We start from the raw sequence: 13,829 nt of genomic DNA, 5'->3' as shown, positions 1-13,829 counted from the left end.
ACACCGAATGAACAAGTCTCTTCGAGAAACGACCGTCCTCGTGACGGGCGGCAGCCGCGGCATCGGAGCCGCGATCGCCGAACGGTTCGCCTCCGTCGGGATGAAGGTGGCGATCCACTATTTGGAGCAGCACGAGTCGGCCAATGAGACGGCTCGGCGCTGCCTGCGCTACGGCGCCGAGGTGCTGACGGCCACGGCCGATCTGCGCAGCAGGGAGCAGATCGAGCGCATGCAAGAGAAGCTGGAGAAGCACGGCATGATTCCGGACATCGTCGTCAACAACGCGGGCATCTCCCATTACGGGATGCTCGCGGACGCGACGGAAGCGGATTGGGATCACGTCATGGACATTAACCTGAAGGGCATGTTTTTGTGTACGCAGGCGTTCATGCCGCATATGGTGTCGCAGAAGTACGGCCGGATCATTAACGTTTCGTCCGTATGGGGCATCGCCGGCGCGTCCTGCGAAGTGTTGTATTCCACCGCGAAGGGCGGCGTGAATGCGTTCACGAAGGCGCTAGCGAAGGAGCTCGCGCCGTCGGGCATTACCGTCAACGCCGTCGCCCCCGGGCCGGTCGACACCGAGATGATGAGCGGATTCGAGGCGGGGGAGAAGGAACGGATCGCGGAGGATATTCCCGCGGGCCGGTTCGCGTTGCCCGAGGAGATCGCCTCGCTCGTGTATTTCCTGGCGCTGCCGGAATCCGGATACATTAACGGTCAGATCATCTCCCCGAACGGCGGATGGCTGACCTAAGACCCCGACCGAGCGCTCCCGTGCATAACGTAACCTCTTTCCGCGAATATTAGAGATGGTCACCATCCATCACATATTCCGAAAAGGGAGGACGTAGAAGCATGTCGACGACATCGGTATTGAGCACGTATGATAAATGGAAGCAGTTCTTAGGGGATCGCGTGAAGAACGCTCGCGCCGCAGGCATGAACGATTCCACGATCCAGAAGCTCGCGACGGACATCGGCGACTTCCTTGCGAACAAAGTCGATCCGAAGAACGACGAAGAGCGCGTGTTGAAGGAGCTCTGGGCGGTCAGCGACGAAAACGAAAAGAAAGTCATGGCCGGCATTATGATGAAGCTTGTCGACTAACGAGCCATAGTCCATGCGAGCCCCGCCCGAAGGGCGCGCGATCGGCAATCCGGTCGCGCGCGTCTTCGCAAGGGGCTTTTTCTTCGCTTTTTTTTGACGGAGGGAAGGAATGGCCTGAAATTTGTAGAATATAATCGAAATACGCGGTTTTTCTTGCATTTTGGGATGGAGTGACGATCTGTGGAACAGAAACAATGGTATATGGAATATAAAATACATAAGAACCGGCCGGGCTTGCTCGGCGATATCGCTTCCCTCATGGGCATGATGTCCATCAACATCATTACGATCAACGGCGTCGAGGACATGACGCGGGGCATGCTGCTGCAGACGGACGACGACGAGAAAATCGAAATCATGGGTAAGATGTTGAAAAAGGTGGATAATATAACCGTAACGGCGCTTCGCGCGCCGAAGCTGGTCGACATTTTGGCAGTGCGCCACGGGCGTTACATCGAACGCGATTCGGACGACCGCAAGACGTTCCGCTTCACGCGCGACGAGCTCGGACTGCTCGTCGACTTCCTCGGCGAGGTATTCAAGCGCGAAGGCAACCAAGTGATCGGGCTTCGCGGCATGCCGCGCGTCGGCAAGACCGAGTCGATCATCGCCGGAAGCGTATGCGCGAACAAGCGCTGGACGTTCGTCTCCTCGACGCTGCTGCGCCAGACGGTGCGGAGCCAGCTGTCCGAGGACGAATTCAATCCGAATAACGTGTTCATCATCGACGGCATCGTCAGCACGATCCGCTCGAACGAGAAGCATTACACGCTGCTTCAAGAAATTATGGAGATGCCGTCGACGAAGGTCGTCGAGCATCCGGACATTTTCGTGAAAGAATCGGGTTTCGATATGAATCGCTTCGATTATATTATCGAACTTCGCAATGCGCCGGACGAAGAAATTTCGTACGAGTCTTTCACGAACAATTACGAGGGATTCTAATCTCAGGAGGTGACAGGAGTGTCTGACCTCGGGCAACTGCTTCGTAAAGCGCGCACGGAGAAAAATATCAGTTTGGACCAGCTCCAGGAGACGACCAAAATCCGCAAACGGTATTTGGAAGCGATCGAGGAAGGCAATTACAAGATCTTACCCGGCACGTTTTATGTTCGAGCATTCATAAAACAATATTCCGAAGCGGTCGGACTCGATCCGGACGAGGTGTTTCGACTGTATGCGCACGTCATTCCGTCCGCGGATCCCGAGCCGTCGAACGAGCCGATTCGCATGGCGCGCCGCACCGCGGTCAATCCGCCGGAGCGGGTGGGCAAGTGGGCGTCGGCGCTCCTGATGATCGCCTTTCCGATTCTCATTATCGGCGTGATTTATTACTACCTCAATATGAATATGGAGTCGCGCGACAACGTGCTTCCGAACGAGCCGATCACGGACAGCTCCGCCGCCGAACAAGGAGCGACGCTCGGCGGCGCGGACGGGTCCGACGAACCGTCGGAGACGCCCTCGGAGCCGGACGCGGTCGAGACGCCGCTGCCCCCGCCGACCGAACCGGAACCGGACGTTACGTTCGTCGACAAGTTCACTTATAGCAAAAATACGGTGGAACGTTTCGAGGTGCGCAACGCGGACAAAATCAAGCTCGAGATCAAAATCGTCGGGCCGGAAGCGTGGATCGGCATTACGCATGCGGACGCGAAGACGAAATATTTGCATCAAGGCGGACTGAAGAACGGAGATACGTATTCCGAAGAATACGATCATAACGTGTATCTGAACATCGGCCGGGCGAATGCGGTGGAGCTGACCGTCAACGGCGTCGTCGTCGAGATGGGGACCGAGCCGAATCCGCGAAAATTCCAATTCGAACTCGCCCAATCGACGTCCGACGCCGGAGCGACGGGCAACTGAATAATCGACGGTCATCGGGACATCCTAACGTCAGCAAGAATGTCACCATTCTACAACGATAGCGAGGGATATCCATGACCATCAGTTGGATCGTCACGGGACTAGGCGTCGTCGTCAGCCTGTTAGGCTGGTATTTGACGCCTGACGCATGGGGATACGGCATCTTCGGATTCGGCCTTGCCCATATCGTCCTCGGCATTCTGGACATGTTCCGGGATCCGGCCCGCAGCCGCACGTAATGCTTTACATAAAAGAGCGTTCGCCGTTCCCGGCGGGCGCTCTTTTGCCGTCTTTTGGCTTCCGTCGAATTTCTTGATATACTTATGGGACATATCCATTTTTTCGGAAGGAGTTCACATACACATGGCATCGGAATACTCGTTCGACATCGTATCGAAGGTGGACATGAATGAGCTGCAGAACGCGGTGACGCAAGCGGAGAAGGAGATCGCCACGCGATTCGACTTCAAGGGGAGCAAGAGCGAAATCAAGTTGGAAAAGGAAGCCCTCATCCTCGTCTCCGACGACGAGTATAAGTTGAACAGCGTCGTCGACATCCTGCAGAGCAAAATGGTCAAACGCGGCATCTCGATCAAAAATATGGACTTCGGCAAGCTCGAGCCCGCCTCCGGCGGTACGGTGCGTCAGCAGGTGAAGCTGAAGCAAGGGATCGGCCAAGAAGACGCCAAGAAGATAAACATTTTGATTCGCGATTCGAAGCTGAAGGTCAAGTCCCAAATCCAAGGCGATCAACTGCGCGTGACGGGCAAGAGCAAGGACGATTTGCAAGCGGTCATGGCGCTGCTGCGCGGAGCGGACTTGCCGCTGGAGCTGCAGTTCGTTAATTTTAAGTAAGGTCGTTGAGCCGATTCCGACGGGGTCGGCTCTCTTCCATGGTACGGACATCCTTTTGACCTCTCTAGCATGGTTATATTATAATGGCATCGATTGGAATGGGATAAACATTGGGGGATACCATGCATGACCGAGAAAATTAAGATGGTGACGCTCGGCTGCGAGAAAAACTTGGTCGACTCGGAAATTATGTCCGGCCTCGTCGCGCAGCGCGGGTTTGAGCTTGTAGATAATAAAGAAGATGCGACGGTCATCATCGTCAACACTTGCGGTTTCATCGACGCCGCGAAGGAAGAGTCCGTCAATACGATTCTGGAGATGGCCGAGCTGAAGGAGACGGGGGCGCTGAAGGCGTTGATCGTCTCGGGCTGCTTGACGCAGCGGTATAAGGAACAGCTGATGCAGGAGATGCCCGAAATCGACGGGATCGTCGGCACGGGCGACTTCGACAAGATCAACGACATCGTCGACGAAGCGCTTCGGGGCAAGAAGCCTGTCGCCGTCGGCAATCCGATCTTCAATTACGATCAAGCGCTGCCGCGGAAGCTGTCGACGCCTCGATATACCGCATACGTGAAAATCGCGGAAGGCTGCGACAACGCTTGTACGTTCTGCTCGATTCCGCTCATGCGCGGCGCGTTCCGCAGCCGTTCCGTGGAGTCGATTCTCGCCGAGGTGGAACAATTGGCGAAGCAAGGCGTGAAGGAAGTATCGTTGATCGCGCAGGATTCCACGAATTACGGTACTGACCTATATGATTCGTTCATGCTGCCGACGCTGCTTCACCGCGTTAGCGAAGTGGAAGGGATCGAGTGGGTCCGTCTGCACTATGCGTACCCGGGCTTCTTCACGGACGAGCTGATCGACGCGATCGCTTCGAATCCGAAGATTTGCAAATACATCGACATGCCGCTGCAGCACAGCGAGGACAGTATCCTGAAGCGGATGCGCCGTCCGGGCCGCGGCCGGGACGTGCGCGAGCTCGTCGCGAAGATCCGCGCCCGAATTCCCGATGCGGTGCTGCGCACGTCGATCATCGTCGGCTTCCCGGGAGAAACCGAAGAAGATTTCGAAAATCTCGTCTCGTTCGTGCGCGAAGTCAAGTTCGATCGCCTCGGCGTCTTCACCTACTCGAAGGAAGAGGATACGCCGGCTTCGCGCCTGCCGAATCAAGTGCCGGAAGACGTGAAGGAATACCGCGCGTCCCGATTGATGGAAGTGCAGCGCGAGGTAGCGAAGGCCGCGAACGGCCGGTTCATCGGCCAGACGATGGACGTGCTGATCGAACGGTACGACGGCCGCAACGACGTCTTCATCGGCCGATCGCAATACGACGCGCCGGAGATCGACGGCGAAGTGTTCGTCACCGGCTGCACGCCGGAAATCGGCCAGCTGCAGAGAGTCCGCATCACGCATTCGCTCGATTACGATTTATCGGGAGTCGGTGTATCCGCATGAATTTAGCGAATCGGATTACGCTGGCGCGTATCTTTCTCGTTCCGATCATCATGTTTTTCCTGCTGGTCAGCTTCAACTTGCCCGAGCTCCGCTTGGGCGAGTTCCACATTACATACAACCAGATCATCGCGACGCTGATTTTCATCGTCGCGGCCGCGACGGACGGGCTCGACGGTTATATCGCGCGTTCCCGTAAAATGGTGACGAACCTCGGAAAGCTGCTCGACCCGCTCGCCGATAAGCTGCTCGTCGCGGCGGTGCTCATTTCGCTCGTCGAGATGCATAAGGTCGACGCGTGGATCGCCGTCGTCATCATTTCGCGCGAATTCGCGATCACCGGCCTGCGCCAAGTCGCTCTGCTCGAAGGGAAGGTCGTCGCGGCGAGCGCTTGGGGCAAGTGGAAGACCGGCATTCAGATTACGATGATCATCGCGCTTTTGCTTAACAATTTTCCGTTTTATTTCCTCGGCATCCCGTTCGATTTGATTTCGAGCTGGGCGGCTGCGGCGATCACGATTTATTCGGGGATCGATTATTTCGTGCAAAACAAAAACGTCATCGACGACGTAAGGTAAGGAGGCCGAATCGAAGGAAGCGCCGCGCGCTTGCGTCCGATCGGCTTTTCTTTTTTTCTAAACAGGGGAGTGTTGCGGCATGAAGGCGGAAATCGTAGCGGTCGGCACGGAGCTGCTGCTCGGACAGATCGTGAATACGAACGCGCAATATTTGGCGGAATCTTGCGCCGGCATCGGCATCGACGTCTACTACCAGACTGTGGTAGGCGATAACGTGGATCGCATCGTGTCGGCGCTTCGGATCGCGTCGGAGCGGGCGGACATCGTCATCTGCACGGGCGGGCTCGGTCCGACGATGGACGACCTGACGCGGGACGCGCTCGGCCAACACGTCGGGGCGGAGCTTGTGATGGACGACGAAGGCATGCGGAAGATCGAAGCGTATTTCGCCGAGCGGGGAGCCGTCATGGTGGAGAGCAACCGCCGTCAAGCGCTGACGCTTGCGGGTGCGGACGTGCTGCCGAACGATACGGGGATGGCCGTCGGCACGGCGCTCCGCCGGGACGGCAAGCTGTACGTGCTGCTGCCGGGGCCGCCGCGGGAGCTGAAGCCGATGTTCGACCGGTACGCCAAGCCGTGGCTCCGGGCGAATATGAACGACGCGCTGCCGTTATTCTCGAAATCTCTGAAGTTCGCAGGGATCGGGGAGTCGGGTCTCGAGCATGCGCTGCTCGATCTGATCGAATCCCAAGCGGATCCGACGATCGCGCCGTACGCGAAGGAAGGCGAAGTGATGATTCGGCTGACGTCGCGCGCTTCGACCGAAGCCGAGGCGTTCGCCAAGATGGCGGAGACGGAGGCGGAAATCCGTCGTCGCGTCGGAGACCATCTGTACGCCGAGGAGGACGTCAGCTTGGACGCGGTCATCGTGCGGCTGCTGCGCGAGCGCGGAGCGACGCTCGCCGCGGCGGAGAGCTGCACGGGCGGCTTGTTCGCGGACATGACGACGTCGCATCCGGGAAGCTCCGAGGCGTTCGCCGGCGGCATCGTCAGCTACACGAACGCCGCGAAGACGGCGCTTCTCGGCGTGTCGGAGTCGCTCCTGAGCGGCCCAGGCGCCCCTGGAGCGGTCAGCGCCGAGACGGCGGCGAGCATGGCGGAAGGCGCGCGGAAGCGGCTCGGGACGACGTTCGCGGTGTCGTTCACGGGCGTGGCCGGGCCCGGACCATCCGCCGACGGCAAGCCGGCCGGACTCGTATACCTCGGCGTCGCCGAGGAGGGGAAGGCGACGGAGGTGCGCGAGCTGAAGCTGTCCGGCAGCCGCGAGATCGTAAAGCTGCGCGCCTGCCGCGCCGGCTTCTATGAGCTGTGGAAGCGCCTCCGGTAATGCTTGCCAAATCGGCGGCGTTCGGGGTATGATGGGGGTACGGAAGAACCGTGGCGAATCGTGATTTGCCGCGGTTTTTTTGCTGTCTCCCGGCCGGGGATGCGCGAAGGGGCATGACTGCGGTCAAGCGGCGTGGACCGTTGGGCAGCGCCGTTACCGACGCTAGGCGAGTGCGCGCAGGAAGTGCGCGAAAGAAGATTTGCGTACAGCGTGCGCAGTGCGGCGGAGTAGTAGGCGTCTGCCGAAGGAAGATCGACGGCGGCGGTATACACACCGTTGCGCGGACGATATGGAAGCGAACGTCAACAGCGACGCGAAACAAAAAAAGTCGAATGTATGTTCGAAAAAATGGTTGGCAAGGAGACGAAAAGAAGGTATCATACAATTATCAGAGAAAAGGAAGTGTTCATTGTGAGCGATCGGAAAGCCGCATTAGAGATGGCGCTCCGCCAGATCGAGAAACAATTCGGCAAGGGTTCAATCATGAAGCTTGGAGAAAGCGCGCATATGCAAGTCGAGACCGTGTCCAGCGGATCGCTCGCGCTTGATATATCGCTCGGGGTAGGCGGCTTCCCGAGAGGCCGAATCATTGAGATTTACGGACCGGAATCGTCCGGTAAGACGACGGTCGCGCTGCACGCGATTGCGGAAGTACAGAAGAGAGGCGGACAAGCCGCCTTCATCGACGCCGAGCATGCGCTCGATCCGGTGTACGCTTCGAAGCTCGGCATCAACATCGACGAGCTGCTTCTGTCCCAGCCGGATACGGGCGAGCAGGCGCTCGAGATCGCCGAAGCGCTCGTTCGCAGCGGCGCCGTCGACATTATCGTCATCGACTCCGTCGCGGCGCTCGTGCCGAAGGCCGAGATCGAAGGCGAGATGGGCGATTCTCACGTAGGCTTGCAAGCGCGACTCATGTCGCAGGCGCTGCGGAAGCTGTCCGGCGCGATCAGCAAGTCCAAGACGATCGCGATCTTCATCAACCAGCTTCGCGAGAAGGTCGGCGTCATGTTCGGCAACCCGGAGACGACGCCGGGCGGCCGCGCATTGAAGTTCTACTCCTCCGTCCGTTTGGAAGTTCGACGGATCGAGACGATCAAGCAAGGCAACGACATGGTCGGTAACCGCACGCGGATCAAGGTCGTGAAGAATAAAGTCGCTCCGCCGTTCAAGCAAGCGGAGATCGACATCATGTACGGCGAAGGCATCTCGCGAGAGGGCAGCATCATCGACATCGGGACGGAGCTCGATATCGTTCAGAAGAGCGGCGCGTGGTTCTCGTTCGACGGCGAACGCCTCGGTCAAGGACGGGAGAATGCGAAGCAATTCTTGAAGGACAATCCGAAGATCGCGGAAGTGATCGACAAGAAGATCCGCGAAGCGACGGTCGTCGCGCCCGGATTGCCTGCAGGCATAGCTGCCGAGGACGAAGACGACGATTTCGACGAGGAAGCGGAAGCGTAAGAATCGTTGTAGATCCGTTGTAAGAACTCTCATAAGAACAATACGCACCGGCACCCGGCCACCGTCGGGTGCCGGTTTTCGGTTGCGTAAGGAGGAAGAGACGAATGGAACCGCAAGGCGTCATTACATCGGTAGAGAAGCAGAAGAAACAGCAGTATCGATATAACGTGTTCATCGACGACGAGTTCGCCTTCGCGGTTCATGAGGACGTCTTGATGCGGCACCGCCTGTTCAAGGGGCAGTCCGTACCGCCGGACCGGTTGGAAGAGGTGCTGCGTGACGAAGAACGTCAGGACGCGTACGTGAAGGCCGTACGTTGGCTCGGCAACCGTCCCCGAACCGAGAAGGAAATCCGGACGTACCTGGTCCGCAAGGAATACGAACCGTCTGCGATCGACGACTGCGTGAGGCGGCTGACCGAGCAGCGGTACGTAGACGACGAACGGTTCAGCCGATCGCTGGCGGAGGAGCGGCTGCAGCGGCAGGGCAAGGGCAAGCAGTGGATCAAGCAGGAGCTGCTGCAGAAGGGCGTCGCCAAAGCTACCGTTCAAGAAGCGGTGGGAGACATCGACCCCGAGGAGGAGAAGGCGTCCGCGACGACGGTCGCGCGCAAGCGGTGGAGGACGCTGTCCGGACAAGAGGATCGCGTCGCCGCGAAGCGGAAACTGTATGCGTACTTGGCTCGGCGAGGCTTCTCCGCGGCCGCGGTCCGGGAAGCGGTGCGCGAGGCGACGGCGGACGAGCCGACCGGCGCCGAGGAAGAGGATTGGGGATGGGAATAGTCGTTGCTTGACAATTTTCTTTAGTGACAGCTACAATGAAATGGTATATTCAATTTTCATTTTCGCCAATTCTTTACGGAACGCGCGAGAAGAGAGAACTGCAATGTCAAAGCGAACGCAACTACAACTAAAAAAGAACACATCGTTGGGCCTCGAAGGATAAGCTCAATCGTTGTGTGGCAACGGGGAGGTGAACTAGATGACCTACTGGTGGGTCACGCTCATCATCGCTCTCCTTGTTGGCGCAGCATGCTTTGGGATCGGTTACCTTATTCGCAAGTCCATTGCCGAAGCCAAAATCTCAAGTGCGGAGGAAGCGGCTCGGAATATTCTCGATAACGCTTCGAAAGAAGCCGAGGCGCTGAAGAAAGAAGCGGTCCTGGAAGCGAAAGACGAAATCCATAAGCTTCGCTCCGAAGCCGAACGAGACATTCGCGAACGTCGCAACGAAACGCAACGACAGGAACGAAGGTTACAGCAGAAAGAGGAAACGCTGGATAAGAAACTCGATTCTTTAGAGCGTAAAGAAGAGCAGCTTGCCAACAAAGAGAAGCGCGTAGAAGAGACGCAACAGCAGATCGACGCTCTCTATCGCAAGCAAGTCGAGGAACTGGAGCGCATCTCCGGCTTGACGCAGGAAGATGCGAAGCAGATGATTCTGAGCAACGTCGAGAGCGAAGTACGTCTCGAAGCGGCTCAGTTGATGAAGGAAATCGAGCAGCAAGCGAAAGAAGAAGCGGACAAGAAGGCGCGGGAAATTATCACCTTGTCGATCCAGCGCTGCGCGGCGGACCACGTCGCGGAGACGACGGTATCCGTCGTCGCGCTGCCGAACGAGGAGATGAAGGGCCGCATTATCGGTCGCGAAGGTCGCAACATTCGCGCGCTCGAGACGCTGACGGGCATCGATCTCATTATCGACGATACGCCGGAGGCCGTCATCTTGTCGGGCTTCGATCCGATTCGAAGAGAGATCGCTCGCAACGCGCTCGAGAAGCTCGTCGCGGACGGACGGATTCACCCGGCTCGGATCGAAGAGATGGTGGAGAAATCCCGCAAGGAAGTGGACGAGCGGATTCGCGAATACGGCGAGCAAGCGACGTTCGAGGTCGGCGTTCACGGGTTGCATCCGGATTTGATCAAGATCTTGGGTCGCCTGAAGTTCCGTACAAGCTACGGCCAGAACGTGCTGAAGCATTCGATGGAGGTCGCCTACTTGGCCGGTCTGATGGCCGGAGAGCTGGGCGAGGACATCACCCTCGCGAAGCGTGCGGGCTTACTGCACGATATCGGGAAAGCGCTGGACCACGAGGTCGAAGGCTCCCACGTCGAGATCGGCGTCGAGATCGGCAAGAAATACAAGGAGCATCCGGTCGTCGTCAACAGTATCGCATCGCATCACGGCGATACGGAGGCGACGTCGGTCATCGCGATGCTCGTCGGCGCGGCGGACGCCTTGTCCGCGGCAAGACCGGGAGCGCGCCGCGAAACGTTGGAGACGTATATCAAGCGTCTGCAGCGTCTCGAGGAAATCTCAGAGTCGTTCGAAGGCGTCGAGAAGTCGTACGCGATCCAAGCCGGACGCGAAATTCGCGTCATGGTGCAGCCGGAGCGCATCGACGATGCGGAATCGTTCCGTCTGGCACGGGACATCACGAAGAAAATCGAGAACGAACTCGATTATCCGGGGCATATTAAGGTCACGGTCATTCGCGAAACCCGCGCGGTGGAATACGCAAAATAATATCGACAAGGCGGCTGTCCCGGTGCGATTCCGACTGGGACAGCCGTTCCTGTTTCGCGACAGTCGCGCACGAAAAGGAGCTGGGACGAAAGTGAAAGTATTGTTTATCGGCGATATCGTCGGCTCGACGGGCCGGCGGGCGCTGAAGGAAAATTTGCCGGCGTTGAAACAAACGCATAAGCCGGATTTCATCGTCGTGAACGGCGAGAACGCCGCAGGCGGCAAGGGAATTACGGGCGCGATCGCGAACGAATTTTTCGAGCTGGGCGTGCACGGCATCTCCATGGGCAACCATACGTGGGATAATAAAGACATCTTCGAGTTTATCGATAAGGAGCCGAGGCTCATCCGACCGGCGAACTTCCCGCCGGGTACGCCCGGCCAAGGCAGCGTGACGCTGAAGGCGAACGGGAAGGAGCTGCTGCTGATCAACATAATGGGGCGCGCCTTCCTGCCGCCGCTCGATTGTCCGTTCCGAACGCTCGACAAGTTGTTCGACAAGTCGAAGAAGCGTCCCGTCGCGACGCTCGTCGACGTCCACGCGGAGGCGACCTCCGAGAAGCTGGCGGTCGGATGGTATTTGGACGGCAAGGCGTCCGCGGTCGTCGGGACGCATACGCATGTGCAGACGAACGACGAGCAGCTGCTGCCGAACGGAACGGCGTACATTACGGACGTCGGGATGACGGGCTCTAGAGAAGGGATTCTCGGGATGGAACGGGAAGCCGTCCTGACGAAATTTCTAACGCAGCTGCCTGTCCGGTTCGCGGCCGCCGAAGGGAAGTACCAGTTTCACGGCGTCGTGATCGACATCGACGAGTCGACGGGCAAGGCGAAGTCGATAAAGTCGATTCGAATCTACGAAGGCGAGTTTAAGATGTTCTAATCGATTGTTCCATGTGGAACTATTCAGAATTGTGAGATAAATCAAAAAGAGACCCAAGCCAAGCCTCCTCGGGTGGAATGATTCCGAAAACATGCGAATATACATGAATACCGGAATGAGTGAAGCTTTCCCGAGGAGGTCCAATTCATGGAAGTATTAAAAGTATCAGCGAAATCGAATCCGAACTCGGTGGCTGGCGCATTGGCAGGGGTGTTGCGAGAGCGGGGAGGGGCGGAGTTGCAAGCGATCGGCGCGGGAGCGCTGAATCAAGCGATCAAGGCGGTAGCGATCGCCAGGGGCTTCGTGGCGCCGAGCGGCGTCGACCTGATCTGCATCCCGGCATTCACCGATATCGTCATCGACGGGGAAGACCGGACGGCGATCAAGCTGATCGTAGAACCGCGGTAGTTCGAACCTCGTTCATCCCGGGACATCGGCATCCCGCATTCATAACGCGTTTCCGCTCGCATGGCCTCCCTGAGAGGCTTTTTCTTTTGTCCAAACCAAGGGTTGAGGAAGGGGCGATTCGAGATGAAACGTTGGGACCTGCATTGCGACGCCTTAAGTAAAATGATTCTTGCCTCGGATATCCGCTTCGAGGACGACCGACGCCTGGACGTCACGGCGAAACGGCTGAAAGAGGGGAGCGTCCAACTGCAAGCGTTCGCGATCTACGTCCCCGAAGCGTGGAAGGGGAGGCCGTTCGACGCGGTGCTTGCCAGCATCGACGCGTTCGAACAGCGCGTCGCGGCCAGGCCCGACATCCTGCCGATTCGGTCGAAGCAGGACATCGAGACGCTCATGCGTCCCGGGGAGACGAGAATCGGCGCGATGCTGACGATGGAGGGCGCCGATGCGCTGGAGGGAAATCTCGCGTACTTACGCATCGCGTACGCGCTCGGCGTGCGGACGCTCGGCGTGACGTGGAACGTCGCGAACTGGGCCGCGGACGGCGTCCGGGAGCCGAGAGGCGGCGGGCTTACGGCGGCGGGCAGAAGACTGGTCGCCGAATGCGATCGGTTGGGCATGGCGCTCGACGTTTCTCATTTGTCGGTGAAGGGGTTCTGGGACATAATCGAGACGTCGCGGTACGCCCCGATCGCTTCGCATTCCAATGCGAAGTCGCTCTGCGACCATCCCCGCAACTTGTCCAACGATCAAATTCGAGCGCTGATCGCGGCGAGCGGCCGCATTGGCATTACGTTCGTCCCGTATTTCCTTCGAAGCGACGGACGCGAAGCCGGGATCGACGACGTGCTGCGCCATCTCGATTATGTCTGCGGCTTGGGCGGGGCGGATCATGTCGGCTTCGGTTCGGACTTCGACGGCATCGAGACGTGGGTGAAAGGGCTGGAGCATCCGGGCGGATATGAGACGCTAGCGGAACGACTCGAAAAAAATTACACTTCCGAGCAAGTAGAGGGCTTTCTGCGGCGAAATTGGTTATCCTATTATCAAGGGCGCTTTATGTAATCCGGAACGTCCGTTGCTCAACCCATCTCGAAACGGTATGGATACAATCGAAAAATACTATCTTTTGAGATACTTGAAAGCTCTTGCTTTTTATATGTCGGCATCATAAACTAACTACTGACATATGAAACTGATTTTCATGGTTTCACTTCGAACGTAACTATTTTTCGGCCTCCAAAGGAGTGGACTTTCTTGATTAGCCAATTGTCATGGAAAATCGGCGGACAACAAGGGGAAGGCGTTGAAAGTACCGACCGTATTTTCTCGACTGCGCTCAACCGGCTCG

The 13,829-nt window shown here is 57.9% G+C and carries 15 protein-coding genes; all 15 read left to right on the top strand.

Annotated elements, in window-relative coordinates; genetic code table 11:
• The first annotated feature begins 7 nt into the window (after window positions 1-7).
• Window positions 8-757, top strand: a complete 750-nt coding sequence (gene ymfI, locus RIN49_RS25585; protein ID WP_309122965.1) for an elongation factor P 5-aminopentanone reductase — start codon at window positions 8-10, stop codon at window positions 755-757.
• A 101-nt stretch (window positions 758-858) separates the two neighbouring features.
• Window positions 859-1,110, top strand: coding sequence for a DUF3243 domain-containing protein (locus tag RIN49_RS25580; protein WP_138193921.1), 252 nt, complete (start codon window positions 859-861; stop codon window positions 1,108-1,110).
• 180 nt (window positions 1,111-1,290) lie between these two features.
• On the top strand, window positions 1,291-2,055 hold the full coding sequence (locus tag RIN49_RS25575) for a DUF3388 domain-containing protein (RefSeq protein WP_309122964.1): 765 nt from the start codon (window positions 1,291-1,293) through the stop codon (window positions 2,053-2,055).
• A gap of 18 nt (window positions 2,056-2,073) precedes the next feature.
• Window positions 2,074-2,979: a helix-turn-helix domain-containing protein gene (locus tag RIN49_RS25570; protein ID WP_309122963.1), complete on the top strand. Its 906-nt coding sequence runs from the start codon at window positions 2,074-2,076 to the stop codon at window positions 2,977-2,979.
• A gap of 74 nt (window positions 2,980-3,053) precedes the next feature.
• Window positions 3,054-3,218 (top strand): hypothetical protein, encoded by a 165-nt coding sequence (locus RIN49_RS25565; RefSeq protein ID WP_202914506.1) that lies wholly within the window; start codon window positions 3,054-3,056, stop codon window positions 3,216-3,218.
• Window positions 3,219-3,342: 124 nt separating this feature from the next.
• A complete protein-coding gene (locus RIN49_RS25560) occupies window positions 3,343-3,834 on the top strand; it encodes a YajQ family cyclic di-GMP-binding protein (RefSeq protein ID WP_309122962.1) in 492 nt (163 codons plus the stop codon).
• A 126-nt stretch (window positions 3,835-3,960) separates the two neighbouring features.
• Window positions 3,961-5,292: a 30S ribosomal protein S12 methylthiotransferase RimO gene (rimO, locus tag RIN49_RS25555; RefSeq protein ID WP_309122961.1), complete on the top strand. Its 1,332-nt coding sequence runs from the start codon at window positions 3,961-3,963 to the stop codon at window positions 5,290-5,292.
• Window positions 5,289-5,867 (top strand): CDP-diacylglycerol--glycerol-3-phosphate 3-phosphatidyltransferase, encoded by a 579-nt coding sequence (gene pgsA, locus RIN49_RS25550; RefSeq protein ID WP_309122960.1) that lies wholly within the window; start codon window positions 5,289-5,291, stop codon window positions 5,865-5,867. The genes rimO and pgsA overlap by 4 nt, the downstream gene beginning before the upstream one ends.
• A gap of 79 nt (window positions 5,868-5,946) precedes the next feature.
• Complete coding sequence (locus tag RIN49_RS25545; RefSeq protein ID WP_309122959.1) at window positions 5,947-7,194, top strand: competence/damage-inducible protein A; 1,248 nt, start codon at window positions 5,947-5,949, stop codon at window positions 7,192-7,194.
• Window positions 7,195-7,605: 411 nt separating this feature from the next.
• Entirely contained in the window at window positions 7,606-8,658 is a 1,053-nt protein-coding gene (recA, locus tag RIN49_RS25540) for a recombinase RecA (RefSeq protein WP_309122958.1), read from the top strand.
• Window positions 8,659-8,762: 104 nt separating this feature from the next.
• Window positions 8,763-9,440 (top strand): RecX family transcriptional regulator, encoded by a 678-nt coding sequence (locus tag RIN49_RS25535; RefSeq protein WP_309122957.1) that lies wholly within the window; start codon window positions 8,763-8,765, stop codon window positions 9,438-9,440.
• Between the two features lie 199 nt (window positions 9,441-9,639).
• Window positions 9,640-11,184, top strand: a complete 1,545-nt coding sequence (gene rny / locus RIN49_RS25530; protein ID WP_138193930.1) for a ribonuclease Y — start codon at window positions 9,640-9,642, stop codon at window positions 11,182-11,184.
• Window positions 11,185-11,275: 91 nt separating this feature from the next.
• Complete coding sequence (locus tag RIN49_RS25525; protein WP_309122956.1) at window positions 11,276-12,070, top strand: TIGR00282 family metallophosphoesterase; 795 nt, start codon at window positions 11,276-11,278, stop codon at window positions 12,068-12,070.
• Between the two features lie 147 nt (window positions 12,071-12,217).
• Entirely contained in the window at window positions 12,218-12,478 is a 261-nt protein-coding gene (locus RIN49_RS25520) for a stage V sporulation protein S (protein WP_006211249.1), read from the top strand.
• A gap of 123 nt (window positions 12,479-12,601) precedes the next feature.
• Window positions 12,602-13,543 carry a dipeptidase gene (locus tag RIN49_RS25515; protein WP_309122955.1) on the top strand — a complete coding sequence of 314 codons (942 nt, stop codon included), beginning with the start codon at window positions 12,602-12,604 and terminating at the stop codon, window positions 13,541-13,543.
• Window positions 13,544-13,829: the final 286 nt, after the last annotated feature.

The sequence above is a fragment of the Paenibacillus sp. genome (assembly GCF_031177825.1).
Classification (GTDB): Bacteria; Bacillota; Bacilli; order Paenibacillales; family YIM-B00363; genus Paenibacillus_AE.
The sequence above is the reverse complement of the archived record's forward strand: the minus strand, read 5'-3'. Positions and strand labels throughout refer to the sequence as shown.

Coding starts and splice junctions, on each gene's coding strand:
- ymfI (WP_309122965.1), top strand. CDS start 8: ATGAACAAGTCTCTTCGAGAAACGACCGTCCTCGTGACGGGCGGCAGC.
- RIN49_RS25580 (WP_138193921.1), top strand. CDS start 859: ATGTCGACGACATCGGTATTGAGCACGTATGATAAATGGAAGCAGTTC.
- RIN49_RS25565 (WP_202914506.1), top strand. CDS start 3,054: ATGACCATCAGTTGGATCGTCACGGGACTAGGCGTCGTCGTCAGCCTG.
- RIN49_RS25560 (WP_309122962.1), top strand. CDS start 3,343: ATGGCATCGGAATACTCGTTCGACATCGTATCGAAGGTGGACATGAAT.
- rimO (WP_309122961.1), top strand. CDS start 3,961: ATGACCGAGAAAATTAAGATGGTGACGCTCGGCTGCGAGAAAAACTTG.
- pgsA (WP_309122960.1), top strand. CDS start 5,289: ATGAATTTAGCGAATCGGATTACGCTGGCGCGTATCTTTCTCGTTCCG.
- RIN49_RS25545 (WP_309122959.1), top strand. CDS start 5,947: ATGAAGGCGGAAATCGTAGCGGTCGGCACGGAGCTGCTGCTCGGACAG.
- RIN49_RS25535 (WP_309122957.1), top strand. CDS start 8,763: ATGGAACCGCAAGGCGTCATTACATCGGTAGAGAAGCAGAAGAAACAG.
- rny (WP_138193930.1), top strand. CDS start 9,640: ATGACCTACTGGTGGGTCACGCTCATCATCGCTCTCCTTGTTGGCGCA.
- RIN49_RS25520 (WP_006211249.1), top strand. CDS start 12,218: ATGGAAGTATTAAAAGTATCAGCGAAATCGAATCCGAACTCGGTGGCT.
- RIN49_RS25515 (WP_309122955.1), top strand. CDS start 12,602: ATGAAACGTTGGGACCTGCATTGCGACGCCTTAAGTAAAATGATTCTT.